Below are 25285 nucleotides of genomic sequence, written 5' to 3'. Positions count from 1 at the left end.
AGCACGAGTCCCTCGTTGTTGGCGTTCTCATAGTGCAGAGCGCCGCAACCCGCAAGTTATCAGAGGTGGCGCCCACCTCGGATCAAGCGTTTGAAGAAGCCTATCTTGGACTTAACCTGCTGGTCCGGCCTCTGTGGTGACGGTGCGCTTTGCATTTCGCCTAAGGCATCTTCGTGGTCAAATGGGCTGTCAGGATGAACGAGTACCCAGGCATCACAACTAGACCCATTCGTTCCTGACGGTGCAAACCGAATACGCATGGACTGTTCGGGCGACTGACCTTCGTGGCTTACGGTGCCCCCATCCCGGAAACTTTGACCATAGGAAGTTAGCATAGCGGCGGCAGTAGTTAACGTATTTGCAGCTGTGGCCAAATCCAGTGGTGCGGCAGCAAGGCTGATCTCACATCCTTTGAACTGTTTTAGTCCACGCGTGATCCCCGAAGAATACTCTTTGTTTTCATCCTTTAGCCGGTTCAAATTCACTCCGATCCATTTTTCAATCGGGAACTCATCCGACATGGCTTTATCCGCCATTTTCACGACATCTGTTGGAGTAAGAAAGTGATTTGCTGTCTCCCAATAAACCGCAAGCGCGGCTGGCAATTTCGCGAATATTGCAGCAAGGCATGAGCATAAACGCGCAACACGAAACTCGCTGGTTTCTTCCTGATCGTTCTTTTCAGTTGTCACGCAAATATATGATGCATTCTGCTCGAGGGCTTTCTTGATTTCGGGGAATTGCAACTGTTGCGACAGGGTTAGTCCCTGTGGATCCCATTGGCCGCTGCCCGGTTTCCGTGTCAGCATTGCGATCGCACTGTCGCGCCCTTTGGCGCCAAAGAGGATCGGGGTGGTAACAAATTGATCCGTGTCACAATCCTGAGCAAAACTGATAGAGGTCTCGGTCTGTAAATCCAGTGCTGGATAAGCCTCTAGCAAAGCTTGTTCGATTTCGTTTGAATTGAACTGAATAGCTTTGGACAACAGGATGTAGGCACTAAAGCTTCCGTCGTTTTTTTCCTGTTCTACCATTTACGTAGCCGCCAGCTGTTGCCACTCGCGCTTAAAGCGGAACGCCGTTTCTCGTGGTCCTACGGCCATTGCTCCAGCGCATTCCGTCGCCGTCACTTTTAGGCTCGCCGTCGCTTTGTCGCTTAACGGAAGAAAAACTGGACTGAACGCCAGCACCGTGTTCAGCTGCACAATCTTTGCTCGATCAAGTCGGTTATCTGCGGCCATTGTTGGAACTGCAGGTGCGGAAACAGATCTTGCAACAGTTGCATCTTGCAAGGAAACATCGCCCGGATGTGAATAGTGAACCATCATAACCCTCATAAAAACTAAACTTAAACGGTGCTCCCAACTCAGGTCATGCAACATTTGGTTGCACAGTACATTTGGTCGCGCAATGACTGTTTTCGCTATACATTCCGGTGTTGTTTTTTTATCTGTTGAACAAGATTCCAGATATGAGGTCCCGAACCTATGACCACGTTTGACGAGCGCGAAAACGCATTTGAAGCCAAGTTCGCGCATGACGAAGAAATGCAGTTCAAGGCACAGGCCCGCTGCAACAAATTGCTGGGCCTTTGGGCTGCGGAAAAACTGGGCAAAACCGGCGCAGACGCGGAAGCGTACGCTAAAACCGTCGTGATTGCCGACTTCGAAGAAGCCGGACACGAAGACGTGGTACGCAAGGTCTCTGGCGATCTGGGGTCTTTGTCGTCTGATGACGAAATCCGTGCAAAAATGGCCGAGCTCTTGCCAGAAGCCAAAGCACAGGTTCTCAGCGAGACAGACTAAGGGCTTAGTGCCCACCTCATGATCTTCATGAGATTTATGAATTTGATTTGACGCCCCGGTCATGAGACACGGGGCGTCTCTGATCTTATCAGGCCTATTGTGCCTTTTCCGGAATATCCCAATGACAAATGCACTGAGCCAGCTTCTTGAAACCACTGATACCATCCTGGCAGATGGCGCAACCGGCACGAACCTGTTCAATATGGGCCTACAGTCCGGTGACGCCCCCGAGCTTTGGAACGTGGATGCGCCGGACAAAATACGTGCGCTATATCAAGGCTCTGTCGATGCAGGCAGTGATCTGTTCCTAACTAATACATTTGGCGGCACTTCTGCGCGGCTCAAGCTTCATGACGCCCACAATCGTGTTGCAGAACTAAACCGTATTGGTGCTGAACTTGGGCGCGAAGTCGCGGATAAAGCCGGACGTACCGTCGTCGTGGCTGGGTCGGTTGGACCGACAGGAGAGATCATGGAGCCAGTTGGTGCGCTTTCTCATGCTGCTGCGGTTGAGATGTTCCATGAACAGGCCGATGCGCTGAAAGAAGGTGGAGCAGATGTTTTGTGGCTGGAAACCATTAGCGCCCCTGAAGAATTCCGCGCTGCAGCCGAAGCCTTTGCTCTAGCCGATATGCCATGGTGCGGAACCATGAGCTTTGATACCGCCGGACGCACAATGATGGGCGTCACTTCGGCCGATCTAGCACAGTTAGTTGAAACGCTACCTAACCCACCAGTGGCCTTTGGGGCCAATTGCGGTACAGGTGCGTCCGACATTCTGCGCACTGTGCTTGGTTTCGCCGCACAAGGAACTGAGCGGCCTGTGATCTCGAAAGGGAATGCGGGCATTCCGAAATACATGGATGGACATATTCACTATGACGGCACGCCTGAATTGATGGGGCAGTACGCAGCAATGGCCCGCGACGCGGGAGCTACTATCATTGGCGGCTGTTGCGGCACCATGCCTGCGCACCTACGCGAAATGCGCAAAGCTTTGGATACCGCACCGCGCGGATCTCGCCCGGCGCTGGATGAGATTACCGCTGTCTTGGGGCCGTTCTCGTCAGCCTCAGACGGCACGGGCGACGATGCTGCAGTGCCTGAGCGGCGTTCACGCCGCCGTCGCCGCGCCTAATAGTTTTAGCGCCCCTCGAATTTCGGGGGGCGTTTTTCCATGAAGGCAACGACACCTTCAGCAAAGTCCCGACTGCGTCCGCATTCACCTTGAAGATGTGCTTCTAGTGTAAGTTGTTGCGGCAGTGTTTTTTCATAGGTGCCTCGGATTGCCTGCTTAATTGCGCCAAATCCTGCGGTAGGACCTTTGGCCAGATAAGCGGCACGATTGCGCCAGTGAGCGTCGAACTGATCATCAGGGACAGCTTCCCAGATCATACCCCATTCGTCTGCCTGCCGCGCACTGATCTGGTCGGCGAACAAGGCTGCCCCCATGGCTTTGGCAAACCCCATCTGGCGTGGCATGAACCACGTACCGCCTGCATCAGGCAGAAGCCCAATCCGAGCAAAAGCCTGCAAGAAATAAGCGCTTTCGGTGGCAATCACTATGTCCGCGCAAAGCGCAAGGTTTGCCCCTGCCCCGGCTGCCGCGCCATTTACCGCCGCAATTGTGGGTACTGGACAGTCGTAGATCGTTTCCAGCATAGGTTCGTATTCATCGCGAAGTGTACGTTCCAGATCGACTTTTCCCGTGCTGGACGCATCCCCTAGGTCCTGCCCCGAACAAAACGCCGTGCCAGCCCCGGTCAGAACAATCGCCCGCGCGTGTCGCGCAGCGTGTTTCATGGCATGCGTAACTTCCGCACGCATCTGTACCGTCATCGCGTTCATTTTGTCAGGCCGGTTCAAGGTGAGAACCGCCAAATCGTTCGTGATGTCTAGCAGGATCGTTTCGTATTCCATGAACCCCCTCCAATTCCGAGCTTGTCGGAACCCTGACTGAAATAGGGTAGAAGGAAAAGCGGAACCCTGGGTCAGTCTTCAAGAATTTGGCGCAGGCGTTCTTTTTCAGCCTCGCTCAGAGTGTCTTTCTCAGCTTCAGTCTGTACCTGAGAGCGCTTCCGGAGAAAGTTCAAACCAATAGCCGCTGCAATCAGCAGCATGATTGGACCCGCCAGCCACAACATCAGGTTGGAGCCTGCCGTAGTTGGCCTCAACAACACGTACTCGCCGTAGCGGTCAACGATAAAGGCTATTGCCTCGTCATCCGTATCCCCTGCCACAAGGCGTTCACGCAGTAATAGACGAAGGTCACGGGCAAGTTCTGCATTGCTTTCATCGATGCTTTCGTTGCGACAAACCAGACAGCGCAAACCAGTGCTGAGGTCACGGGCACGTTGTTCCAGCACAGGGTCGTCCAGAACTTCGTCAGGTTGGACGGCAAATAGCGGGGACGCAATTAACGTCAAAATTAAAATCAGACGCTTCATTCTGCCGGTACTCCGCCCGCAGGTGCCTTGCGCGCTCCGGCTGCGACACGGAATCTACGATCCGACAGGCTCAAGACACCGCCCAAAGACATCAGTATACAACCGGCCCAAATCCAGTTTGCAAACGGCTTGATGTAGGTTCGTATAACCCAGCCGCCGTCCGCTTGTTGATCTCCGATTACAACATACAAATCGCGAAGGAACCGATAGTCGATCGCAGCTTCAGTTGTGGGCATCTGCGCAACCGGATAGTTCCGCTTCTCAGGATGCAGATTGCCGACGAGCCGCCCATCCTTTTCAACCAGCACATCCGCTGTCGTCGAAAAATAATTCGGACCCTCCACGTTTCGAACGTCTTCCAAGGTCAGTGTAAATTGTCCCACTTCGAACGGTTGACCCGGTTGTGCGACGCGAATGTCCTCAACCTCCCACGCGGTCAGACCAGCGATGGCGAACATCGTCACACCCAGACCGGTATGAGCCACAGCCTTGCCCCAATCTGCTCGGGGAAGTCGGAATAGGCGCTTTATATTGCCCTTGCGGCCCGTACGGCTCCACAAATCGATGGCGGTGCCAAAGGTTATCCATGCGCCGAGGAACAGACCAACTGGACCCAACGCACTGCGACCTGTCTGCATCGCCCAAACCAGCAAAGCCAGCGCAATTGCTAATATAAAGGCATATCGCAGGGAATAAGCTGTTTTCCCAAGTTTTCCGCGTTTCCAAGGAAGCATCGCGCCCACAGGCAAGGCAAGCCCCAAAGCAACCATAAAAGGAGTAAATGCCGCGTTAAAGAATGGCGCACCGACTGAGAGTTTTCGGTCAAACGCCATTTCAGCCACCATCGGCCACATAGTCCCGACAAAAACAACGAAGCAGCTTACAGCCAGCAAGATATTGTTCAGCAGTAGGCTGCTTTCTCGGCTCACCATCCCAAAGACACCCTTGGCCTCCATCGATTGCGCGCGAGCCGCAAATAGCGTCAACGCGCCACCCATGAAGAACACCAAGATGAGCAGTATGAAGACCCCCCGTTCAGGGTCATTGGCGAATGCATGTACCGAGGTCAGAAGGCCAGAGCGCACGATGAACGTGCCAATAAGAGAAAACCCAAACGCAATGATCGCCAGCAATATGGTCCAACTTTTCAAGGCTTCACGCTTTTCAACCACGATCGCTGAATGCAAGAGCGCGGCTGCCAACAACCAAGGCATGAACGAGGCGTTTTCAACAGGGTCCCAAAACCAGAACCCTCCCCATCCCAATTCGTAGTAGGCCCACCAAGACCCCAGCGCGATACCGATGGTCAGGAAAACCCAAGCTGCCAATGTCCACGGGCGTACCCAACGGCCCCATGCTGCATCCACACGCCCTTCGATCAGGGCTGCGACAGCAAAACTGAAAGCCATACTTAGACCGACATAACCCAGATACAGGAACGGGGGATGAAAGGCCAAACCCGGGTCCTGCAAAAGCGGGTTCAGATCGCGACCATCGAAGGGTGCCACAACCAGCCGGTCAAACGGGTTTGAGGTGAACAAGATAAATGCAAAAAACGCCACTGCGATTGAGGCTTGCACCGCCAACACCCGCGCTTTCAATGTTGGTGGAAGTCCACCGCCAAACACCGCGGCCGCGGCACCGAAAAGCGCCACAATCAGCACCCACAGCAACATGGATCCTTCGTGGTTACCCCACGTGCCGCTAATCTTGTAGAGCATTGGCTTTGCTGAATGACTGTTTTCAACCACCACCCGCAACGAGAAATCTGAGTTGACGAAAGCCCAGACCAGCGCACCGAAAGAAAATGTAACCAAGGAAAACTGAATTATCGCCGCGGGTTCCGCAAAGCTCATCCATGCAGGCCATCGTTTCGCAGCACCCACTAGCGGCACCACCGTTTGTACGATGGCCACGAGGAAGGCAAGGATCAGGGCAAAGTGGCCGAGTTCAGTAATCATGCCAACGGATATATTCCTGTTCTGAGGCAAGCTCCAATCACTTTCGCCCCTTAGGGGCGAACATAGTGTCGCGGGTCATGCCAGACGTCTACGCCGCCAGTCCTCAAGAGCCGGGTTGGTGTCCGGGCGAGCTACTTTATCAGCCAACGCTGTATCCGTACCGGGGTTCGCGACCCCAACACCGCTTGCGCGCAGATTTTTCAGCGACCTAAGATTGTCTACAACTTGAGGCGTACGACTCATGGTAGCCGATATCTCCCGTTGTAGGTCCTGAACCTTTGCCTGGTGGCGAGCGCCAAAATAGAAGGACACGATTACACCCAAGAGCCACCACAATGGCTCGGGAACCAGCACAATCCCTTGCATCCGTGACGCAAACCAGATCGGGTCGACCATCGCTGCAACAAATAGACCCAATGTACCAAGAGCCATTGCAGGGCGTGGCAAACGATTAAGTCCATCGATGAACCGATCAAACGCACCTTTCTGTGGCAAATTGAACTCTTCGCCTAGTTGCATCATCGCTTGTTTTTGCAAAGATACACCGCGTTTTGCGCCGTTTTCTGCATTTTCTCGAAATATTTCAGCGGTTTCACGCACAACGTTACGGCTGCCACCAAACAGAAATGTCAGCACGTTCGAGATTAATCCCATCCCGCAACTCTCCTTTGGAAATCCGTGTCACTCAGATGGTAAATTGACGATACAAACTCCTCGGCACGACGAATCCAGCCCCCTTTTCCGCCGTTTCTGGCGCGTGCATACTTGCGCGAGGATGGTCGGTGATCCGCAAGCCGAAAATAATAATTGCGGCGCGCAACCCCATAGGCATCTCGGAGCGTAACCGGGTCGGGATCTGCAGCATTGTAACAAGCCTCCGCAGTCTTGGGGCCTACAACACCGTCCACCGCGATTTCAAAACCCATTTCTTGCAGAAGCCTTTGCAAGATTTTGACAGCCTGACTGCCCGCGTTGACATACATATCAAACACTGGGGGCTGCAGTTTGAGCGGCAGCAAGTTGAGCTTGGGAAGTTCAAAGTAATGCTGCACAAATATCTCAACGGCCTGAGCTTTGCTAAGCAAACGCACATCAATGCCATTAATTGCTCCATCGCCCGAAAGGTCTAATCCTAGATGGCGCATAGTATGGATGGTGACACCGTATTTGGTCGCTCCGCCGGGGTCATCTGGATCGTCTACAAATCCACCCTCTCGTGCCACGATTTCCTCGGCAATCTGTCGAACGTTCTGCATTACACCCCCTGTTTGTCACCCTACAAACGCTGAGGTCTACTCGTTAAATCCGCCCAAAGAGAAAGGGCGCTGCTTATGCAACGCCCCACCGACTTTACAGATTGTAATCTGTGATCAGCTTTCGCCACCTTCTTTGTAGACACCTTGTTCTTTCAGAGCATCCACAACCTCTTTCGGCATGTAAGTTTCATCATGTTTCGCGAGAATTTCAGTGGCTTCGAAAACACCGTTCACGTAGGAACCCGTCCCGACCATGCCCTGGTTCTCCGAAAACAAATCCGGAAGAACTCCGGTAAACGCCACCGGTACGCTTTCGCCCCCATCGGTCACAACGAAACGCACGGTCTCACCCTGCCCGCGCACAATCGAACCTTCTTCAACCAAACCACCGATGCGGAACACTTCAGTCGGAGACGGCGGTTCCGCGATCACTTGGCTCGGCGAGCGGAAAAAGTTGATCCCGTCTTTCATCGCGACGCCAATTAACACCGTCGATGCAGCCAGAGCCACAACAGCCACCAAAATGACTTGTATACGACGGCGTTTCTTGAGCGTTTTCATTTCATCCTCACGGGAACAACGGGGCCATCATCAGGCCTGCGGTTTCATCCTCACCTAACATCAGGTTGGCGTTCTGCAAGGCTTGACCACTGCTACCTTTTGTCAGGTTATCCAAGGCGCCGATAACGATAGCACGGCGTTCAATACGGTCGCCGACCACACCAATATGGCAGAAGTTCGAGCCCCGCACATGGTGGGTCGAGGGCGTTTCGCCAAACGGCAACATTTGGATAAAGGGCTCGTTTTCGTAGGTTTTAGCAAGCGTCTCATAAACGCTTGCCGGGTCGCCTTTTACGTAAGTTGTAGCCAGAATGCCCCTGTTGGCGGGGATCAGATGCGGAGTGAATTGCACATGCACTGTCCGCCCAGCAAGCGCCGAGAACTCTTGATCGAACTCACCCAGATGGCGATGAGTGCCGCCTACGGCATAGGCGTTGTAGCCCTCGCTAAGCTCTGCATGCAGCAAGTTTTCTTTAAGTGACCGCCCAGCCCCCGAAACTGCACACTTCAGATCCAAAACGATATCATCCAGATCGATAACGCCCGCCGAGATCAAAGGCCGAAGCACGTACTGACCCGTCGCGGCATTGCACCCAGTGCCGGCTACTAGCCGGGCATTGCGAATGTCTTCGCGATAAAACTCGGTCAGGCCATACACGGCTTCTTCTTGCTGAGACAACGCAGCGTGGGGGTTGCCGTACCATTTCTCGTATTCGTCGGCGTCGCGCAGCCTAAAGTCTGCGGACAGGTCAATGATCCGTAGGTTTTTCGGCAGATCACGAATGACTTCCTGACTGGTTTTATGCGGCAAGGCGCAGAAACACAGATCGATCTGTGAGAAGTCGATCTCTGCGATCTTACACAAGTCCGGCAGCTTCATATGGCGTAAATGCGGAAAAACCAGCGCCATCGACATTCCCGCCTTCCTCTCGGCGGCCAAAGCGGTGATTTCCATATTCGGGTGTTCGGCGATCAGCCGCACCAGTTCGGCACCAGTATAGCCCGAAGCGCCCAGAATTGCGATTTTATGGGTCATGTCAGACCTCTTTTTCCATTGTGTCATATTTCAGGACCGCCATCGTGACGGTTTTCGAATAAAGAAGTGTGGTGGCGGTGTCCTTGACCTAAGTCAGGCGGCCTCGAACGTGATTTGTCGTCGGAGGAACTGTGTTGCCCGATCGCTGACGAAGTCCGGTTTGCCGGTTGTTAGGAATCCGCCCTCGCCGTTGCCCTGCATGTTTGGATGACGCTTCAAGTAGTCCGCCAGACTTTCGGCTACCAAAGCTCCCTGGCTGAACACCTGAACATCAGCACCCAACGCGGCCTGAAACTGTTCGGCCATCAATGGGTAGTGCGTGCAACCCAAAATGGCCGCCTGTGGTTCCGGCATTTTACGCTTTAATGCATCCACGTGACTGCGCACCAACGCCTCTGCCAGGATCATATCACCGTCCTCGATGGCGTCGACGACGCCACCGCAGGCCTGAGCTTCAACGTCTACGCCAATTGCGCGAAATGCCAGCTCTCGCTGAAAGGCACGGCTCGATACTGTGGCGGGCGTGGCAAACAATGCCACGTGTTTAACGTTGACCTCACGAGGAGGACTGTTGTCACCCCACTGGCGCTCAGTCAGCGCCTCGATAAGCGGCACGAACACGCCCAAAACGCGTTTACCTTCGGGTACGCCCTCTTCCTGCATTCGACGCAACGCGGCGGCGCTGGCGGTGTTGCAGGCTAGAATCACCAAATCACACCCTCGATCCCAAAGGTCGTACACAGCGTGCTTTGTTAAATCGTAGATGTTTTCGGCGTCGCGCACACCGTACGGGGCATGCGCATTGTCCGCAAAATAAAGGAAATCCACGTCCGGCAGACGTTTCTGCACGGCGTCCAGAACGGTAAGCCCGCCCAAACCAGAATCAAAAATGCCTACTGCCATTTGCCCCTTTAGGCGCGATGCCGTTCCTCAAATTCATAACCGTAGTCATAAGACTTCAAAGGTGTCGGGGACAGCTCATACGTGGCTTTGCGCAAGAAATCCATCATCTTGCGCGTGTCCTTGCTCAGCGGATCAAGAACATCTCGTTCTATCGGTTCTCCGACTACGACCTTGACCGGAGTATCTATGCGCTTTTTGAACTCTTTTATCAGCAAACCCATGCGTAGCGTGTTATGCAAATGGCTGGCGATCTGGAACAGGCGCGAGGTGTGACCGTCAAAGAAAACAGGCACAACAGTTGCGTTGGACTTGGCTACCATTCGCGCGGTGAAGCCGCGCCACCCTGGGTCCATTGGGTGAGAGAACGGTTTTACACCGGTGCTGACCGTACCTCCGGGGAAAATCCCAATCGCCCCGCCGTCACCAAGATAGTTCAACGCGGTTTTCCGGGTCTCAAGGTTCAGTTTCATCGCTTCTTTCGTTTCATCGAACGAGATCGGTAGGATGATGCGATTAATATCTTCGGCTTTGCGAAACACACGATTGGCAAGAATACGGAAATCTCCGCGCGTTTCCGACAGCATGTGACCCATCATTAGCCCATCCAAAATACCGTATGGATGGTTTGCGATCAGGATCAACGGCCCGGTTTTGGGAATATTCGACAGCGCCCCGCCGACGACATCCAGCGACAAACCATAACGGTCCACCATAACCGACCAAAAGTCGCGCCCGTTAGCGATTTCTTTCTCGTAACCGTCCGCGCGCTTGATCAATCGCATGCGGCCTGTGGTGTTCTCCATAAGCCTGATCACCATCCGCCCGCCTTTGGTTTCCGCGGAATAGGCGTAAGAAATGTCACGAGCGACATGATGGCGCGGGGGCATTCGAGTCTCCAAGGTTTGCTGCCTGCTAGATAAGTGTAAGCAACAATTTTGACTAGGTTTCGTGACAATCCCGTGACGAATTATTCGGCCGCAGCGCGCAACTCAGGCCCTCCGTTGCGAATGGTAGTCAATAATTCCTCGCGTCGTTTGGCGGCTTTGGTCTCGTTGGCGCGCAGTACCGGCCCAAAACCGCGAATTTCCAGCGGCAGTTGTAGCAGAGCGATTACCGCATCCTTGGTTTGCGCAGTAACAAGCGGCGTTATTTCTTTGATATCATTCTCATATTGCTTGATAAGGGCGCGCTCCATACGCCGTTCTGCACTGTACCCGAATATGTCTAGTGGTGTGCCACGCAATGATTTTAAACGCGTAAGAAGCTTCATTGGTTTTAGAACCCACTCTCCAAAAGCTCTTTTCTGAGGTCGACCGTCAGGCCCAGTGCTCCCCAAAATCGGAGGGGCCAAATAAAAGGTCATGTTGAAGTCCCCGTCAAACTCAGCTGAAGCCTTTTCACGACTGTCCAGCATGAGACGTGCCACTTCATATTCATCCTTATAGGACAACAACTTATGATAGCCTTTTGCCGCGGCTTGTCGGATGTCATTGTCTTCAAAGACATCGACAAGCTGTCTGTAGCGATTTGCCAATCGATTGCCTTGATAAGCTATAAGGTGTTGAGCACGATATTCGATTTGCTGTTCCAAGGACTTCGGCATTTCGTCCACATTGGGCTCTAATATCCGCGCGACCTCTTCGGGATGGAGAACAGCCCAACGGCCAACGTCAAAGGCGCGCTTGTTGCGTTCCACCGCTGTTCCATTCAGTTCGATTGCCTGCGATACGGCGCTGTGACTCATCGGCAACAAGCCTTTTTGCCAGGCGGCCCCGAATATCATCATGTTGGAGTAGATGGAATCCCCCATCACCGCGCGAGCCAGATCGGTGGCATCGAATAAGAAAACATCCTCTTTTAACCGTGCTTGCAACGCTAATTCCAGCCGGTCGCCAGGAATGTGAAAATCGGTGTCTCTCGTGAAATCACCTGTGATCGTTTCGTGGCTATTGACGACTGCGCCGGTTTGACCAGCTCGTGTCAGACCCAGAGTTTTGGCTCCCGCCGAAACGACCAAATCCCCGCCGATCAAGGCGTGCGCCTCGCCCGTGGCGACACGAATAGCGCTGATATCTTCAGGTTTGTTCGCCAAGCGACAATTAATTTGTACTGCACCGCCCTTCTGAGCCAGCCCAGCCATCTCCATCATTCCCGCGCCCTTGCCATCAATTTGCGCGGCCTGAGCCAGAATAGCCCCCAAAGTAACGACACCAGTTCCACCTATGCCGGTGATCACAACGTTATGCGTGCCTTTGATTTCGGGAAGGACAGGCTCAGGCAAATCGGGCAAGTCGATCTCAGTCGTTGCCTCTTTACGGATGACTGCGCCTTCCAAAGCTAAGAACGACGGGCAAAACCCTTTGAGGCAAGAGAAATCCTTATTGCAACTTGATTGGTCGATCGCGCGTTTACGCCCTAATTCTGTCTCTTTGGGTACGATAGACACGCAATTCGACTGCACACCGCAATCACCGCAGCCTTCGCAGATATCGGTGTTAATGAACACGCGCTTGTCTGGATCGGGAAACTGGCCTCTTTTGCGCCTGCGGCGTTTTTCTGCTGCACATGTCTGGATGTAGACGATGACTGACACGCCTTCGATTTCGCGGAACTGTTCTTGTACCCGCATCAACTCGGCGCGTTCAAATGTTTCAACGCCCGATGGTAGCGCTTTGAAGTTTACGTCTTCCTTTTCATCATAGACCACCGCAACATGCTGGACGCCCATGGCTTTGACCTCGGCCACGATCCGTTCTGCGGAAAGCCCGCCTTCGTTTTCCTGCCCGCCAGTCATAGCAACGGCATCGTTGAACAGGATCTTGAAAGTTATAGTGGTGCCTGCAGCCAAAGCCGCCCTGATCGCCTGCACGCCCGAGTGGTTGTACGTTCCGTCGCCTAAATTCTGGAACACATGTTTGGTGGTGGAAAAGGGCTCTTCGCCAATCCAGTTCGCTCCTTCGCCACCCATTTGCGTAAAGCCGGTGGTTTCCCGGTCCATCCACTGCACCATATAGTGACAGCCTATCCCGGCGTAGGCACGGCTGCCATCGGGCAGTCTCGTAGAACTGTTGTGCGGGCATCCAGAGCAAAAATAGGGCAGACGTGTCGCGATTTCTTCTGCATTGTCAGCGCGGCGCGCCTCGGACAAGCTGGCCAATCCGGCCCGAATACCATCGGTATCCCTGCCTTCTTCAATAAGAATTTCGCCCAGCTTCTCAGCAATCATATTCGGGTCTAAGGCACCACGTGTAGGAAACAGCTCCTCGCGGTGCAGCGTTCCGGCCCCACCCTTGTACCAGCCATAAACGCGGCGACCCCGGCGATCATCAAATATAGCTTCCTTGACCTGAACCTCGATTAGTTTTCGTTTTTCTTCAACGATAACAATAAGGTCCAGTCCTTCGGCCCAGTCGTGGAATCCGGCCATGTCCAGTGGAAATGTCTGACCTATTTTGTAGGTCGTGATCCCCAACCGTTCAGCCTCATTCGCGTCGATGTTCAGCAAAGACATGGCATGGGTCAGGTCCAACCAGTTCTTGCCAGCCGCAACGAATCCGATCTTGGCGCCGGTTTTCCCCCAAACCCGACGATCCATCTTATTCGCGTGTGAAAAGGTCTCGGCTGCAAAACGTTTGTAATCAATGATCCGCCCCTCTTGCAGATGAGGCGTGTCAACCAACCGGATGTTCAGACCGCCTTCCGGCATGTCAAACTCGGGCACAGACAACTTCATACGGTCAAAAGCGCCATCGACAACCGAAGTGACCTCGATCGTGTCCTTCATCGTCTTCAGACCGACCCATAGCCCCGAAAAGCGGCTGAGCGCAAACCCGTAGATGCCGTAGTCCAGTATCTCTTGAACGCCGGCTGGGCTGACGATCGGCATATACATGTCGACCAATGACCACTCTGATTGATGCAGCACGGTCGAGCTTTCGCCAGTGTGGTCATCACCCATCGCCATCAGCACGCCGCCATGTTGGGCTGTACCTGCCATATTGGCGTGACGCATCACATCGCCAGATCGGTCAACCCCTGGCCCCTTACCGTACCAAAGGCCAAACACGCCGTCGAAACGTCCGTCTCCGCGTAGTCCCGCCTGTTGACTGCCCCACAGGGCGGTTGCCGCCAAATCTTCGTTCAGGCCGTACTGAAAGGTGATGTCACTTTCGGTCAGCTGTTTTTGGGCGCGGGTCATCTGCAGGTCAACTGCACCCAGTGGTGAGCCCCGATACCCGGTCACCAGACCAGCTGTATTCAGTCCCGCCTGCGTGTCGCGCGCCTTTTGCATCAACATCAGCCGCACAAGAGCTTGCGTGCCATTCAGAAGAATGGGGTTTTTGTTTAGATCAAAGCGGTCATTCAGCGATATTTTTGGCTGACTCATCAGACGCCTCCCCTCGTCAGATCAGTGTGCTACATTTTTCTCCATTTTAGGTCATAATTTCTGACCTGGATAGTATTTATCCTCTGAATCCTGAGGTTTTCAGCCTTTGAATGTAGAAGTTGTTATCTATTTCATATAGGCGTTCCGAAGAATAACGAAAGTTGCGGCGATGGATTGGGACAAGCTTAGGATATTTCACGCAGTTGCGGATGCTGGCAGTCTGACTCACGCTGGCGACAAGTTGAATCTGTCGCAATCGGCCGTCAGTCGGCAGATCAGAGCGCTTGAAGAATCGCTCGATTCGACCCTGTTTCACCGCCACGCTCGCGGCCTGATATTGACTGAACAGGGCGAACTGTTGTTCGACGCAACATCGGCCATGTCAAAACGTCTGGATGCAGCAGCAGCGCGCATCCGCGACAGCGAAGAAGAAGTATTTGGCGTTTTACGCGTCACGACCACCTTCGGTTTTGGAACTCTGTGGCTGGCCCCTCGTCTGCCGAAACTCTACGAACAATACCCTGACCTCAACATCGACCTGATGCTGGAAGAACGCGTGCTTGACCTGCCAATGCGAGAGGCTGACGTCGCCATCCGCATGAAGGAGCCAAGCCAGGCCGATCTTGTTCGTAAGCGCCTCATGACCGTTCAGATGCAGCTGTACGCAACAGAAGAATATCTTGAGGCCAATGGCGGCATGCTGTCTTCATTGGAAGAAATATCCAATCACCGATTGATTTGTCAGACACCTGCAGCACCGCAAGTTGGCGCAAGTGCCGCCATGGTGCGTCATTTAATGACGTATAATCCCGGTTCACTGCTGACTGTGAACAACTACTTTGGAGTGCTTCAGGGCGTCCTGCATAACCTTGGTATTGGTGTCTTGCCGGACTACGTGACACAGGGCCTCCCGAACGTCGTTCCCATTCTGTCGGATATCGAAAGCGCTGATGTCCCCGTTTACCTCGCCTACCCCGAGGAATTGCGTCATTCCAAACGTGTTGCCGCCTTCCGCGATTTTGTTCAGGAAGAGATTGTCGCACAGCGCAAGCAGTTGAAGCAGATGGGAAAACTCTAGCTATGCATAAATGGCATAGCGGACATGACCTAATATCAGTCTGAAAAATCTTGATCGTTAACAAAGTGATCCCTAAATGAGCAATCGAAGGCGGTGATGCTGAAACGCTCATCATCTTCATACCTCCCTGTTGGACTATGGCCGAGCTTAGTGCTCGGCCTTTTTTTTGGTTTTTTGCCATCTAGGTCAAATCAGGCCGGTGAAACTTCTGGGAAAAAACCTCTTTCAGTCCTATGATCCCGAAAAAACAGACAATTTTTCGCGATCGAGGACACAATCTATGTTCCACCCACTCCGCCTGATAATGGCGATTATTTCCGTGGTGCTGCTGTCGGGCCCGTTATACGCCCAAACCAACGGCAGTACTGACGCTCCTGCGGCGGTGACCATCCCCGAAGATCTGACGCCCGAACAGGTGGACGATCTGGTCGCTCGGATGTCTGACGATCAGGTCCGTGCCATTTTGCTAGAGCGTTTGGACGCGGTCGCTGAACAAAAAGCCGCCGAAGCAGAGGAACGCGAAGACCCGATCAAGGAAATCAACGAAATCTGGGCCGAAATGGTTGCATCTTGGACCCATGTTGCGGTGACCTTGCCCAATATTTTTAGCGCACAAGCCCATGCCATTGAAAATTTTGTAGGAACCTTTGGGGCGAACGGCACTTTTGTCCTGATGGGCTTGATCCTGAGTGTTTTGATTGTCGGGTTCATCGCCGAAAAATTGTTCGACCTGTTAACCAGAAGATGGCACAGCAAGGCTGAACCAGCCGATGAAAACGATCTGTGGGGGGCAGTCAGCTATTTGTTCCGCCGCTTCTGCCGCGAGATTGCAGGTCTGGTTGTTTTCTACGTTGTCATCCGGGCCCTTGGACGTGGTCTTTTGTCGCCCGAACAACTGACATACGCAGCCCCATTTGTGTTCTATTTGATCTGGATACCCCGTCTGGGTGCAGCGGCTTCGCGGTTTATTCTGGCCCCGAACAAAGCGCACTACCGCTTGGTTAACATTGATGACCATTGGGCGAAGTATCTGCATCGCAACTTGATCGGCCTGCTTATCCTCATAGGCTTCACCCTGTTCCTCCTTCATTTCAACAGATTGAACGGGATCACGGGTGGCGAAACACGTATCGGGTTCTGGCTAAACGCTGCGATCCATATCTATATCGGCGTTATTGCGTGGAAAGCGCGCGAAGGTCTGTCTCAGATGATGCTGGGAACAGACCCCGACCGCACAAAGTTCGACGAAGAAGTTGCCCACTACTACCCGTATTTTGCCATCGCGGTTTCGGCGGTTATCTGGCTGTTGGTTGAATTTCTTGCCGCGCAACGTGACCCGATGTTGCGCGTCCTACTGCTCAAGGGGGCACATTTTACAACCATGTTCTGGTTGCTGATCGCTCCCGCTCTGGATACGCTGATACGCGGCCTGGTGCGTCATCTGCAGCCTCCAATGCTGGGCGAAGGCCCGGTGGCCGAACAGGCCTATAAATCCACCAAGCGCAGCTACATCCGCATTGGTCGGGTTCTGGCCGGTATTCTGGTTATCCTGATGATAGCCAGAGCCTGGGATCTGGATCTTCAGGAAATCGCGGGTGGCGGGGATGAATCCGGCAGCAAGCTGATCCAATTCTTTATCATCATCGCCGTCGGCTACATTCTGAACGAACTCGTCTCACTTTGGATCAACCGCCGTTTGGCAAAGGAACAAACCGCAGCGGATCAGAGTCCGGACGAAGAGGCCGGAGAAGGCGGTGGATCGGGTGGATCGCGCCTTGCGACGGTCCTGCCCCTCTTGCGTGTAACAGCGCAGGTGGCAATCGCTGTAATCTTTGTCCTGCTCGCGCTTGGCGCCTTGGGCATCAATATTACACCGCTTTTGGCCGGTGCCGGGGTTCTGGGTTTGGCCATCGGCTTTGGTGCTCAAAAACTGGTGGCCGATATCGTTGGTGGCATTTTCTTCCTGGTTGATGATGCTTTCCGCGTTGGCGAATACGTGGATGTCGGAGGCACCACAGGCACAGTCGAGAAGATCTCGATCCGCTCAATGCAGCTGCGCCACCACCGCGGGCCGGTGCACACAATTCCATATGGTGAGATTCAAAAGCTGACTAACTATAGTCGCGACTGGGTTATCATGAAGCTGAAGTTTACCGTACCCTTCGACACTGACCCCAATAAGGTGAAGAAGATCTTCAAAAAGATCGGTGCCGAGATGATGGAAGATGAAACCCATAAGGATGGATTCTTGCAGCCCTTCAAGTCTCAAGGCGTGTTCGACTTTGACGACGTCGGCATGATCATTCGCGGCAAGTTCATGGCCAAACCGGGCAAACAATTCACCCTACGTAAGGAAATCTTCAACCGTGTGAAAGCCGCGTTCAAAGAAAACGGTATCGACTTTGCCCGCAGAGAGGTGCGCGTCGCAATACCCGGTTTGGATGAAGCTGAACATCTGAACGAAGAGCAAAAAACTGCGATTGGTGCAGCGGCTGGAGAAATTGCGAACCAGCAAGCCGAACAGCAGGAACAAAAGCCTGGTTCTGGACACGGCGCGCCTAAATAAGAACTAGCGTCCAACACAACAAAAGGCCGCCCATCACGGTTGTCGGGCGGCCTTTTTCTTGTCGGATATTAAAACGAAACTCCTTGGCACCAGTCTTAACTCTTTCAACTGACGCGCCCTTGCCCTAAAAGGCGCGCAATCTCGGCCACCTTGAGAATAGGAATGACGATGCAAGAGCCCGCCATCACACCGGATTTGATTGCCGCCCACGGATTGAAGCCCGACGAATACGACATGATCCTTGAGATCATCGGCCGCGAGCCGACCTTCACCGAGCTTGGCATTTTTTCGGCCATGTGGAACGAGCACTGCTCTTACAAGTCTTCAAAGAAATGGCTGCGTACCTTGCCCACCTCGGGGCCTCAAGTGATCTGCGGGCCGGGCGAAAATGCCGGCGTTGTCGATATAGGTGATGGACAAGCCGTCGTGTTCAAAATGGAGAGCCACAACCACCCCTCTTATATCGAACCTTATCAAGGCGCCGCGACCGGAGTCGGTGGTATTTTGCGCGATGTCTTCACCATGGGTGCACGTCCTATCGCGTCGATGAATGCGCTGTCTTTCGGTGAACCCGGGCACCACAAGACCCGACAACTGGTTAACGGTGTTGTCGAAGGCATTGGCGGGTATGGTAACTGCTTTGGCGTACCTTGTGTCGGCGGAGAAGTGCGCTTCCACCCGGCGTATAACGGCAACTGCCTTGTAAACGCATTCGCCGCTGGTTTGGCTGACAGCGACAAGATTTTCTATTCAGCAGCGTCGGGCGTTGGCATGCCCGTGGTTTACCTGGGTGCAAAAACCGGCCGCGATGGCGTCGGCGGTGCCACCATGGCCTCAGCTGAGTTCGACGACACTATTGAGGAAAAACGTCCCACCGTTCAGGTCGGCGACCCTTTCACCGAAAAGCGTCTGATGGAAGCAACACTCGAGCTGATGCAAACCGGTGCCGTCATTTCTATTCAGGATATGGGAGCCGCTGGCTTGACCTGCTCCGCCGTTGAAATGGGCGACAAAGGTGGCCTGGGCGTTCGGCTTGATCTGGAAAACGTACCGCAGCGTGAAGAGAACATGACCGCATACGAGATGATGCTGTCGGAATCTCAGGAACGTATGCTGATGGTTCTCAAGCCTGAGCTTGAGGCCGAAGCACGCGCCGTGTTCGAAAAATGGGATCTGGATTTCGCCATCGTCGGCGAAACCATTGCGGAAGACCGGTTCCTGATTGTTCACAATGGAGAGGTCAAAGCCGATCTGGTTCTGTCCAAGCTGTCATCAACGGCGCCGGAATATGACCGCCCTTGGGTCGCAACACCCAAAGCAGAAGAACTGGCCGAGGTACCTCAGATCGACCCTATTGACGGTCTGCGCGCCCTGCTCTCCTCGCCCAACTACGCCGGAAAGCAATGGGTCTATGAACAGTATGACACGATGGTCATGGCCGACAGCGCTCGCACCCCGGGTCTGGGCGCGGGTATGGTTCGCGTGCATGGCACGAACAAAGCACTTGCTTTTACCAGCGATGTGACCCCGCGCTACGTTCGCGCTAATCCGGTCGAAGGCGGTAAACAGGCGGTGGCTGAATCCTACCGCAACCTGACCGCCGTGGGGGCCAAACCACTGGCAACCACCGACAACCTGAACTTCGGCAATCCCGAAAAACCCGAAATCATGGGTCAGTTCGTTGGCGCGATTCAGGGTATCGGTCAGGCGGTGGCCGCGTTGGATATGCCCATCGTTTCGGGCAACGTCTCGCTTTATAACGAGACCGACGGTCAGGCAATTCTGCCGACGCCGACCATCGGTGCGGTTGGCCTGTTGAACCACAGCGATGAAATCATCGGCAACGAAGTGCGCGAAGGTCATGTTGCTCTGGTTATCGGGGAAACCAACGGTCACTTGGGGCAATCGGCCCTGCTGGCCGAGGTTTTCAACCGTGAAGATGGCGACGCGCCTCACGTGGATCTGGACGCCGAAAAACGCAACGGTGAGTTCATTCGCGCAAATCGCGGAATGATCAAAGCCTGCACCGACCTAGGAGATGGTGGTCTTGCATTGGCTGCGTTTGAACTGGCCGAGGCAGCGGGTGTTGGCGTTCACCTGGATGAGGCATCGACCGAATTTTTGTTCGGTGAAGACCAGGCCCGCTACTTGGTTGCCTGCAACTTCGATCAAGCCGAGGCGCTTATGATCACCGCCGGTCAAGCCGGTGTCCCGCTGGTTTCGGTTGGTCGCTTTACCGGTGAGTCGGTAAAGATCGGAAACTCCGAAGCACCACTCGCCGAATTGGCGGACACATTCCGTGGCAGCTTCGCCGCCGCCGTTGCCTGATCACCCATCAGAACTAAATTGGAAAACCTGCGCCTAGAATGGCGCAGGTTTTGTCGTTTCAATCCCCTCATCACACCCTTGCACGCCTCGACCGGGCGCTCTACATCTTGGGAAAGATCTTCAGGAGTAACCTACATGCCGATGAGCGCCCACGAAATCGAACACCTGCTGCGCGAAGCCTTTCCAGATGCGGAAATCCAGGTCGGCGGCAGTGACGGCGTCCACATGTCCGCCATGGTCGTGGACGAAAGCTTTCGCGGGAAAAACCGGGTTCAACAGCAGCGCGCGGTCTATGCTGCGTTGAAAGGCAAAATGGACGGCCCGGACGGAGAGCTGCACGCGCTGGCACTGACCACGAAAGTTCCTGAATGACCCTAACAACCCGCCATTTTGTTAAACCGAAGATATCTGAACAATGAGCGGGTGGCTTTCTTGGGTTGCAATAATTGCCTTGTTGGTAGTTGCCGCTGCCCTGATCGAAGCCTATTTGAAGCGCAACAGAAAACGGAACATCGCCGATATGCGTCCGGACCCGGACAAGATAAGCAAGGTCGGCGGGATTGAACGATACGGGCTGGATCCCTTAGCCCTTGCACAGGCCGAACACCGACGGTTGGAGGAAGAAGGATGGACCTCCGATCCGTCAAAGACCGAAACGAACACCCCGAATACGGGTGAAGAGGACAAGCAAGATGACCGACGTTAAGACTCAGATCGACGAAATCGTCAAAGCCAACGATGTGGTGTTGTATATGAAAGGCACCAAAGAGATGCCGCAATGCGGGTTCTCATCACGCGTTGCAGGCGTTTTGAACTATATGGGCGTAGACTACACCGACGTAAACGTGCTTGCCGACGAAGAAGTACGCCAAGGTATTAAGGATTATACTGACTGGCCAACAGTACCGCAGCTGTTCGTCAAAGGCGAATTCGTTGGCGGTTGTGACATCGTCACCGAGATGACTCTGTCGGGTGAGCTGGATACTTTGTTTGACGAAAACGAAGTCGGCTACAACAAAGATGCAGCCGACAAAATTCGTGAAGCGAACGCTGGCTAATCAGCGACTGACGCAGTTTTCCATGATGACTTGCTCACTGGCGGCATCCGCACCTGTCGCCAGATAGCTAACCGTTGCTTCCCATCCCTTGGAACGCAGGATGTAGGTCCCTACTCCGCCTTCGGATTCGTAACGAATGCCCGATCCGCTTTCAGTCTGGCGCAGGGTGACGAGCTGATTATCCACCATCATCGCTGCCGCACTGGATCCGTCGGGTGCGTTAAAATAAGCAACTTGCAGTGGAATTCCGTTTTGACATGTAAATGTCACAGGAAGAATATCGATCTCAGCCCAAGCCAAGCTGCCCGGCACCGCTAACAGCGCTGCGCAGGCCAGCGTCTTCAGTTTTTTCATCCGGCGGACCTTTCTTCGATCACCGAGGCCAACGCTTCGGCCCTTGCGGCCAACTCGGCCAAGGTGTCCGTCACTGAAGGAGGAACCACTGCGACCTCGATGCGTTCGGGCGCAGGCTGCGGCATGTTTCTTAGCCTATGAAGCTCGGCTTCAACTTCGGCCAGCTTGGCTTCAAGCGCCTTTATTTGATCGTCGGTTCCAGCTGCTTTGTCAGCTAGCATAAGCCCAGCCATCAGCAACATCCGCGACTCTGGCATACGACCGATCTGATCAGACAGAACCTGGGCCTCGTCATCTAGCATTTTGGCGGCCGAGTGTAGAAATGATTCTTCACCTTCTTGGCACGAAACGTCAAAGCCGCGCCCGCCGATTTGAATAGTTACCTCGGGCATTATTCAACCTCCCCTTCCGCCAATTTCGCCTTGGACAACAAGGGTTCTAATCGGGCCAGTACTGCATGCGCCTCGGCTGCGTCCGTCGCCTGAGCTGCGCGTGTGGCCTCTAGTTCGGCTACCGTGGCCCGGTTTAGCAGATCAGCGTCTGAAATGCCTTCTGCCGCGGCCGCCCGCAACTCATCAACTGATTGTCGCAATTGTTCATTGGCTTTGCGCATCCGCTGTAGGTCGTCATCCAATCGGGACATCGCGGCACCGTGGCTTGAGCGTTCAGCGCGTAACATATCCAATTCGGCGCTCAGCTCTGCTACGCGTTCACTATCCGCCAGCTCTGATCTTAGACGCGCATTTTCAGCTTGAACTTCTTGTGCCGAAGCAACTGCTGCTTTCAGTTCAGTGTTTTCGTCCTGGACCGCTTGCACCGCGGTTACAGCAGCCTTCAATTGTGAATTTTCGGCTTTAAGCGCCTCGAGTTCGTCTTGGTTTTCAAGAGCTTCCTTGGCTGCGGCCAGCTCTGAACGCGCCGCTTCAACCGCAGTCAGCTTTGCAGTTGCCTCGGCCAATTGTTCTCGCAATGCAGCGTTTTCAGCGTCCGCCGCCGGTGCTGTGCGCAGGCTTTCCATGTCAGCACGCATAGCGCTGACTTCTTGATCATGCCGTTCTTTTAGTGTTTTCAGACGTTCTTCCAATTGCGCATTGGCAACGCGTTCGTCATCCAATGCCGCGCGCAAAGTATCATCACTGCCACCACCGTCCGGTGCCACATCTCTCAGCGCCTCTACGCCGGTTCCGATCCGGTCAATCGCAGCAACGATACGACGCTGTAATTCTTCGATCTGGCTCATGCCCCTGCCACCTCATTTTCAAGGTTCGTTCGTTTCGTGGCTGCATCCGAATCAATGTAGCCCGCGTCTTGACCTAGTCTAACCGAACAAGGCGCAAAATACCCACTGTTTGCTTTCAATTACTTGGACTGCATTCTTGAACCACGCTTACATCCAAACCACTTCGAAACACCTAGTTCCGCTTGCACTTTGGGGGGTGGATGGTATTGAGCGCCCATCTGCCTGTAATCCAAAGGAACAACGCCCGTGGACCTGACTGCGCTGCGCAATGCCAACCCCGAACACTGGGACAAAGCTGCGGCCATCCGCACCCTGACCCTTGATGCTGTCGCCGCCGCCAATTCTGGCCATTCCGGCATGCCAATGGGCATGGCCGATGTTGCGACCGTGCTGTTTGAAAAGCACCTGAAATACGACGCCTCGGCCCCGAACTGGCCGGACCGCGACCGGTTTATCCTGTCAGCGGGTCACGGTTCGATGCTGATTTATTCGCTGCTTTATCTTACTGGTCATGGCGACGTGACGCTTGAGGAAATCAAAAACTTCCGCCAATTGGGCGCGAAAACCGCAGGCCATCCCGAGAACTTCCTAGTTGATGGAATTGAAACAACGACTGGTCCGCTCGGTCAGGGTATTTCAAACGCCGTCGGCTTTGCCATGGCCGAGGAAATCCAGCGCGCGCATTACGGTAAAAAGGTTGTCGATCACTACACCTACGTGATCGCTGGCGATGGCTGCCTGATGGAAGGCGTTAGCCAAGAAGCGATCACTCTGGCTGGACGGCATGAGCTGAGCAAGTTGGTTGTCTTCTGGGATAACAACAACATCACCATCGACGGAACCGTCGACATGGCCGACCGCACCGATCAGGTGCGTCGCTTCGCGGCCTCGGGCTGGCATGTCATTGAGATCGACGGACATGATCCGAAAGCCATTGATGCGGCCATCGTTGAGGCGAAGAAGTCAAGCAAACCGACCATGATCGCGTGTGAAAGCCATATCGCATTGGGTCATGCGGCGCAGGGCACTTCGAAAGGTCACGGTGCGCTGACCGATCAGGAACAGCTGAAAGCGGCAAAAGAAGGCTATGGCTGGCCGCATGATGCGTTCGAAATTCCGGCCAACATAAAATCCGCTTGGGAAGCCATCGGCGCTCGTGGAGTGACCGAGCGCGCAGCCTGGGAGGAGCGTTTTGCGCAACTGTCCGAGCGCAAACAGGCTGAGTTCAACCGTGCCTATGCGTTTGAAGCACCTAAGAAGCTGGCGAGCGCCATCCGCGCGTTCAAAAAGCAGGTGTCGGAAGATCAGCCGAAAATGGCGACCCGTGCTTCGTCTGAAAAGGTTCTAAACGTCGTGAACCCGATCATGACCGAGACCGTTGGCGGCTCGGCAGACCTGACCGGTTCGAACAATACCAAGTCGGCTGATATGGGTGTTTTTCTGCCGGAAAACCGTAAGGGCCGCTATATCCACTACGGCATCCGCGAACACGGTATGGCCGCTGCAATGAACGGGATGGCTCTGCACGGTGGCATCCGCCCCTATGGCGGTACGTTCATGGCGTTCACAGACTATGCCCGCCCATCCATGCGACTGGCGGCCCTGATGAAAATCCCGTCGGTCTTTGTGATGACCCACGACTCGATTGGCCTTGGCGAAGACGGTCCAACCCACCAGCCGGTCGAGCATCTGGCCATCTCGCGCGCGACGCCAAACACCTATGTGTTCCGCCCCGCCGACACGGTTGAGACGGCTGAAGCTTGGGAACTGGCGCTGACCTTCAAGGACAGCCCCTCGGTCCTGTCGCTGACCCGTCAGGGCGTGCCGACCGTTCGCAAGGATCACAAGACCAAGAACCTCGTAGCTCAGGGTGCCTATGTTCTGGCCGAGGCCGAGGGTAAACGTCAGGCCATCCTGATAGCCACTGGGTCCGAGGTGTCTCTGGCAATGGAAGCCAAAGCGATGCTTGAAGCCGAAGGCATCGGCACCCGCGTCGTTTCGATGCCCTGCATGGAGCTGTTCGCGCAACAAGACGAAGCCTACCGCAAGCGCGTCCTACCTGCTGGACCCGTGCGCGTTGGCATCGAAGCCGCCGTCCGTGCCGGTGGTTGGGACCGCTGGCTATTGGGTGAACGTGGTCGCGAAGCCAAGGCCGGTTTCATCGGCATGTCGAGCTTTGGTGCATCCGCCCCTGCCGGTGAATTGTACAAGCATTTCGGCATCACCGCCGAAGCAACTGCTGCGAAGGTTAAAGAGCTTTTGGGTTAACCACGAAACTTTGAAACGAGAAAACGCCGACTTTAAG

General features: G+C 54.3%; 24 protein-coding genes. 9 read left to right on the top strand and 15 right to left on the bottom strand.

Annotation, left to right across the window (positions count from 1 at the left end; translation table 11 throughout):
• Nucleotides 1–59: 59 nt before the first annotated feature.
• Both ACR0L3_RS05855 and ACR0L3_RS05850 read right to left on the bottom strand, forming a co-directional pair.
• Complete coding sequence (locus ACR0L3_RS05855; protein ID WP_480744389.1) at nucleotides 60–1034, bottom strand: hypothetical protein; 975 nt, start codon at nucleotides 1032–1034, stop codon at nucleotides 60–62.
• The gene (locus tag ACR0L3_RS05850) at nucleotides 1035–1382 is read right to left on the bottom strand and encodes a hypothetical protein (protein ID WP_480744387.1); all 348 of its coding nucleotides are present in this window, start codon (nucleotides 1380–1382) and stop codon (nucleotides 1035–1037) included.
• A gap of 105 nt (nucleotides 1383–1487) precedes the next feature.
• On the opposite strand from ACR0L3_RS05850, the gene ACR0L3_RS05845 reads away from it, so the two are divergent.
• Both ACR0L3_RS05845 and bmt read left to right on the top strand, forming a co-directional pair.
• Complete coding sequence (locus ACR0L3_RS05845) at nucleotides 1488–1805, top strand: DUF1476 domain-containing protein (RefSeq protein WP_480744386.1); 318 nt, start codon at nucleotides 1488–1490, stop codon at nucleotides 1803–1805.
• 121 nt (nucleotides 1806–1926) lie between these two features.
• The gene (gene bmt, locus ACR0L3_RS05840; protein WP_480744384.1) at nucleotides 1927–2943 is read left to right on the top strand and encodes a betaine--homocysteine S-methyltransferase; all 1017 of its coding nucleotides are present in this window, start codon (nucleotides 1927–1929) and stop codon (nucleotides 2941–2943) included.
• Nucleotides 2944–2948: 5 nt separating this feature from the next.
• On the opposite strand, the gene ACR0L3_RS05835 is transcribed toward bmt, so the two are convergent.
• The 10 genes from ACR0L3_RS05835 to ACR0L3_RS05790 form a co-directional block, all read right to left on the bottom strand.
• Nucleotides 2949–3725, bottom strand: coding sequence for an enoyl-CoA hydratase-related protein (locus ACR0L3_RS05835; protein ID WP_480744383.1), 777 nt, complete (start codon nucleotides 3723–3725; stop codon nucleotides 2949–2951).
• A 71-nt stretch (nucleotides 3726–3796) separates the two neighbouring features.
• The gene (locus tag ACR0L3_RS05830) at nucleotides 3797–4252 is read right to left on the bottom strand and encodes a cytochrome c-type biogenesis protein (RefSeq protein ID WP_480744381.1); all 456 of its coding nucleotides are present in this window, start codon (nucleotides 4250–4252) and stop codon (nucleotides 3797–3799) included.
• Complete coding sequence (locus ACR0L3_RS05825) at nucleotides 4249–6213, bottom strand: heme lyase CcmF/NrfE family subunit (RefSeq protein ID WP_480744380.1); 1965 nt, start codon at nucleotides 6211–6213, stop codon at nucleotides 4249–4251. The genes ACR0L3_RS05830 and ACR0L3_RS05825 overlap by 4 nt, the downstream gene beginning before the upstream one ends.
• A 75-nt stretch (nucleotides 6214–6288) precedes the next feature.
• On the bottom strand, nucleotides 6289–6867 hold the full coding sequence (locus ACR0L3_RS05820) for a holin family protein (RefSeq protein ID WP_480744378.1): 579 nt from the start codon (nucleotides 6865–6867) through the stop codon (nucleotides 6289–6291).
• Nucleotides 6858–7469 (bottom strand): holin-associated N-acetylmuramidase, encoded by a 612-nt coding sequence (locus tag ACR0L3_RS05815; RefSeq protein ID WP_480744376.1) that lies wholly within the window; start codon nucleotides 7467–7469, stop codon nucleotides 6858–6860. The genes ACR0L3_RS05820 and ACR0L3_RS05815 overlap by 10 nt, the downstream gene beginning before the upstream one ends.
• A gap of 114 nt (nucleotides 7470–7583) precedes the next feature.
• Entirely contained in the window at nucleotides 7584–8030 is a 447-nt protein-coding gene (gene ccmE / locus ACR0L3_RS05810; protein ID WP_480744375.1) for a cytochrome c maturation protein CcmE, read from the bottom strand.
• Between the two features lie 7 nt (nucleotides 8031–8037).
• Entirely contained in the window at nucleotides 8038–9066 is a 1029-nt protein-coding gene (argC, locus tag ACR0L3_RS05805; RefSeq protein ID WP_480744373.1) for an N-acetyl-gamma-glutamyl-phosphate reductase, read from the bottom strand.
• A 93-nt stretch (nucleotides 9067–9159) separates the two neighbouring features.
• The gene (locus ACR0L3_RS05800; RefSeq protein ID WP_480744371.1) at nucleotides 9160–9969 is read right to left on the bottom strand and encodes a glutamate racemase; all 810 of its coding nucleotides are present in this window, start codon (nucleotides 9967–9969) and stop codon (nucleotides 9160–9162) included.
• Between the two features lie 8 nt (nucleotides 9970–9977).
• On the bottom strand, nucleotides 9978–10856 hold the full coding sequence (locus ACR0L3_RS05795) for a lysophospholipid acyltransferase family protein (RefSeq protein WP_480744370.1): 879 nt from the start codon (nucleotides 10854–10856) through the stop codon (nucleotides 9978–9980).
• A gap of 80 nt (nucleotides 10857–10936) precedes the next feature.
• Nucleotides 10937–14356: an indolepyruvate ferredoxin oxidoreductase family protein gene (locus ACR0L3_RS05790; RefSeq protein WP_480744369.1), complete on the bottom strand. Its 3420-nt coding sequence runs from the start codon at nucleotides 14354–14356 to the stop codon at nucleotides 10937–10939.
• 169 nt (nucleotides 14357–14525) lie between these two features.
• On the opposite strand from ACR0L3_RS05790, the gene ACR0L3_RS05785 reads away from it, so the two are divergent.
• From ACR0L3_RS05785 to grxD, 6 genes are all read left to right on the top strand, one after another.
• Nucleotides 14526–15434, top strand: a complete 909-nt coding sequence (locus ACR0L3_RS05785; protein WP_480744367.1) for a LysR family transcriptional regulator — start codon at nucleotides 14526–14528, stop codon at nucleotides 15432–15434.
• A gap of 280 nt (nucleotides 15435–15714) precedes the next feature.
• A complete protein-coding gene (locus ACR0L3_RS05780) occupies nucleotides 15715–18000 on the top strand; it encodes a mechanosensitive ion channel family protein (RefSeq protein WP_480744365.1) in 2286 nt (761 codons plus the stop codon).
• A 168-nt stretch (nucleotides 18001–18168) separates the two neighbouring features.
• Nucleotides 18169–20328: a phosphoribosylformylglycinamidine synthase subunit PurL gene (purL, locus tag ACR0L3_RS05775; RefSeq protein ID WP_480744675.1), complete on the top strand. Its 2160-nt coding sequence runs from the start codon at nucleotides 18169–18171 to the stop codon at nucleotides 20326–20328.
• 135 nt (nucleotides 20329–20463) lie between these two features.
• Nucleotides 20464–20700: a BolA/IbaG family iron-sulfur metabolism protein gene (locus tag ACR0L3_RS05770; protein ID WP_170354080.1), complete on the top strand. Its 237-nt coding sequence runs from the start codon at nucleotides 20464–20466 to the stop codon at nucleotides 20698–20700.
• A 43-nt stretch (nucleotides 20701–20743) separates the two neighbouring features.
• Nucleotides 20744–21034 (top strand): hypothetical protein, encoded by a 291-nt coding sequence (locus ACR0L3_RS05765; RefSeq protein ID WP_480744363.1) that lies wholly within the window; start codon nucleotides 20744–20746, stop codon nucleotides 21032–21034.
• Nucleotides 21021–21386, top strand: a complete 366-nt coding sequence (gene grxD, locus ACR0L3_RS05760) for a Grx4 family monothiol glutaredoxin (protein ID WP_480744362.1) — start codon at nucleotides 21021–21023, stop codon at nucleotides 21384–21386. The genes ACR0L3_RS05765 and grxD overlap by 14 nt, the downstream gene beginning before the upstream one ends.
• Here grxD and ACR0L3_RS05755 read toward each other — a convergent pair whose 3' ends face one another.
• Genes ACR0L3_RS05755 through ACR0L3_RS05745 form a run of 3 tightly spaced genes read right to left on the bottom strand, consistent with a single transcriptional unit; the run spans nucleotide 21387 to nucleotide 22980 of the window.
• Nucleotides 21387–21740 carry an MliC family protein gene (locus ACR0L3_RS05755; RefSeq protein ID WP_480744360.1) on the bottom strand — a complete coding sequence of 118 codons (354 nt, stop codon included), beginning with the start codon at nucleotides 21738–21740 and terminating at the stop codon, nucleotides 21387–21389.
• A complete protein-coding gene (locus tag ACR0L3_RS05750; RefSeq protein ID WP_480744358.1) occupies nucleotides 21737–22132 on the bottom strand; it encodes a cell division protein ZapA in 396 nt (131 codons plus the stop codon). The genes ACR0L3_RS05755 and ACR0L3_RS05750 overlap by 4 nt, the downstream gene beginning before the upstream one ends.
• On the bottom strand, nucleotides 22132–22980 hold the full coding sequence (locus ACR0L3_RS05745) for a hypothetical protein (RefSeq protein ID WP_480744357.1): 849 nt from the start codon (nucleotides 22978–22980) through the stop codon (nucleotides 22132–22134). Before ACR0L3_RS05745 ends, ACR0L3_RS05750 begins: the two co-directional genes overlap by 1 nt.
• 246 nt (nucleotides 22981–23226) lie before the next feature.
• Here ACR0L3_RS05745 and tkt point away from each other — a divergent pair, with 246 nt between their 5' ends.
• The gene (gene tkt / locus ACR0L3_RS05740; protein WP_480744355.1) at nucleotides 23227–25248 is read left to right on the top strand and encodes a transketolase; all 2022 of its coding nucleotides are present in this window, start codon (nucleotides 23227–23229) and stop codon (nucleotides 25246–25248) included.
• Nucleotides 25249–25285 lie beyond the last annotated feature (37 nt).

The sequence above is a fragment of the Ruegeria sp. CK1 genome, assembly GCF_056536545.1.
This window is presented reverse-complemented; position numbering and strand designations above follow the sequence as displayed.

Bases quoted from the DNA above. Each gene is read 5' to 3' on its own strand.
- ACR0L3_RS05855 (WP_480744389.1), bottom strand. From the start codon at position 1,034: ATGGTAGAACAGGAAAAAAACGACGGAAGCTTTAGTGCCTACATCCTG.
- ACR0L3_RS05850 (WP_480744387.1), bottom strand. From the start codon at position 1,382: ATGTTGCATGACCTGAGTTGGGAGCACCGTTTAAGTTTAGTTTTTATG.
- ACR0L3_RS05845 (WP_480744386.1), top strand. From the start codon at position 1,488: ATGACCACGTTTGACGAGCGCGAAAACGCATTTGAAGCCAAGTTCGCG.
- bmt (WP_480744384.1), top strand. From the start codon at position 1,927: ATGACAAATGCACTGAGCCAGCTTCTTGAAACCACTGATACCATCCTG.
- ACR0L3_RS05835 (WP_480744383.1), bottom strand. From the start codon at position 3,725: ATGGAATACGAAACGATCCTGCTAGACATCACGAACGATTTGGCGGTT.
- ACR0L3_RS05830 (WP_480744381.1), bottom strand. From the start codon at position 4,252: ATGAAGCGTCTGATTTTAATTTTGACGTTAATTGCGTCCCCGCTATTT.
- ACR0L3_RS05825 (WP_480744380.1), bottom strand. From the start codon at position 6,213: ATGATTACTGAACTCGGCCACTTTGCCCTGATCCTTGCCTTCCTCGTG.
- ACR0L3_RS05820 (WP_480744378.1), bottom strand. From the start codon at position 6,867: ATGGGATTAATCTCGAACGTGCTGACATTTCTGTTTGGTGGCAGCCGT.
- ACR0L3_RS05815 (WP_480744376.1), bottom strand. From the start codon at position 7,469: ATGCAGAACGTTCGACAGATTGCCGAGGAAATCGTGGCACGAGAGGGT.
- ccmE (WP_480744375.1), bottom strand. From the start codon at position 8,030: ATGAAAACGCTCAAGAAACGCCGTCGTATACAAGTCATTTTGGTGGCT.
- argC (WP_480744373.1), bottom strand. From the start codon at position 9,066: ATGACCCATAAAATCGCAATTCTGGGCGCTTCGGGCTATACTGGTGCC.
- ACR0L3_RS05800 (WP_480744371.1), bottom strand. From the start codon at position 9,969: ATGGCAGTAGGCATTTTTGATTCTGGTTTGGGCGGGCTTACCGTTCTG.
- ACR0L3_RS05795 (WP_480744370.1), bottom strand. From the start codon at position 10,856: ATGCCCCCGCGCCATCATGTCGCTCGTGACATTTCTTACGCCTATTCC.
- ACR0L3_RS05790 (WP_480744369.1), bottom strand. From the start codon at position 14,356: ATGAGTCAGCCAAAAATATCGCTGAATGACCGCTTTGATCTAAACAAA.
- ACR0L3_RS05785 (WP_480744367.1), top strand. From the start codon at position 14,526: ATGGATTGGGACAAGCTTAGGATATTTCACGCAGTTGCGGATGCTGGC.
- ACR0L3_RS05780 (WP_480744365.1), top strand. From the start codon at position 15,715: ATGTTCCACCCACTCCGCCTGATAATGGCGATTATTTCCGTGGTGCTG.
- purL (WP_480744675.1), top strand. From the start codon at position 18,169: ATGCAAGAGCCCGCCATCACACCGGATTTGATTGCCGCCCACGGATTG.
- ACR0L3_RS05770 (WP_170354080.1), top strand. From the start codon at position 20,464: ATGCCGATGAGCGCCCACGAAATCGAACACCTGCTGCGCGAAGCCTTT.
- ACR0L3_RS05765 (WP_480744363.1), top strand. From the start codon at position 20,744: ATGAGCGGGTGGCTTTCTTGGGTTGCAATAATTGCCTTGTTGGTAGTT.
- grxD (WP_480744362.1), top strand. From the start codon at position 21,021: ATGACCGACGTTAAGACTCAGATCGACGAAATCGTCAAAGCCAACGAT.
- ACR0L3_RS05755 (WP_480744360.1), bottom strand. From the start codon at position 21,740: ATGAAAAAACTGAAGACGCTGGCCTGCGCAGCGCTGTTAGCGGTGCCG.
- ACR0L3_RS05750 (WP_480744358.1), bottom strand. From the start codon at position 22,132: ATGCCCGAGGTAACTATTCAAATCGGCGGGCGCGGCTTTGACGTTTCG.
- ACR0L3_RS05745 (WP_480744357.1), bottom strand. From the start codon at position 22,980: ATGAGCCAGATCGAAGAATTACAGCGTCGTATCGTTGCTGCGATTGAC.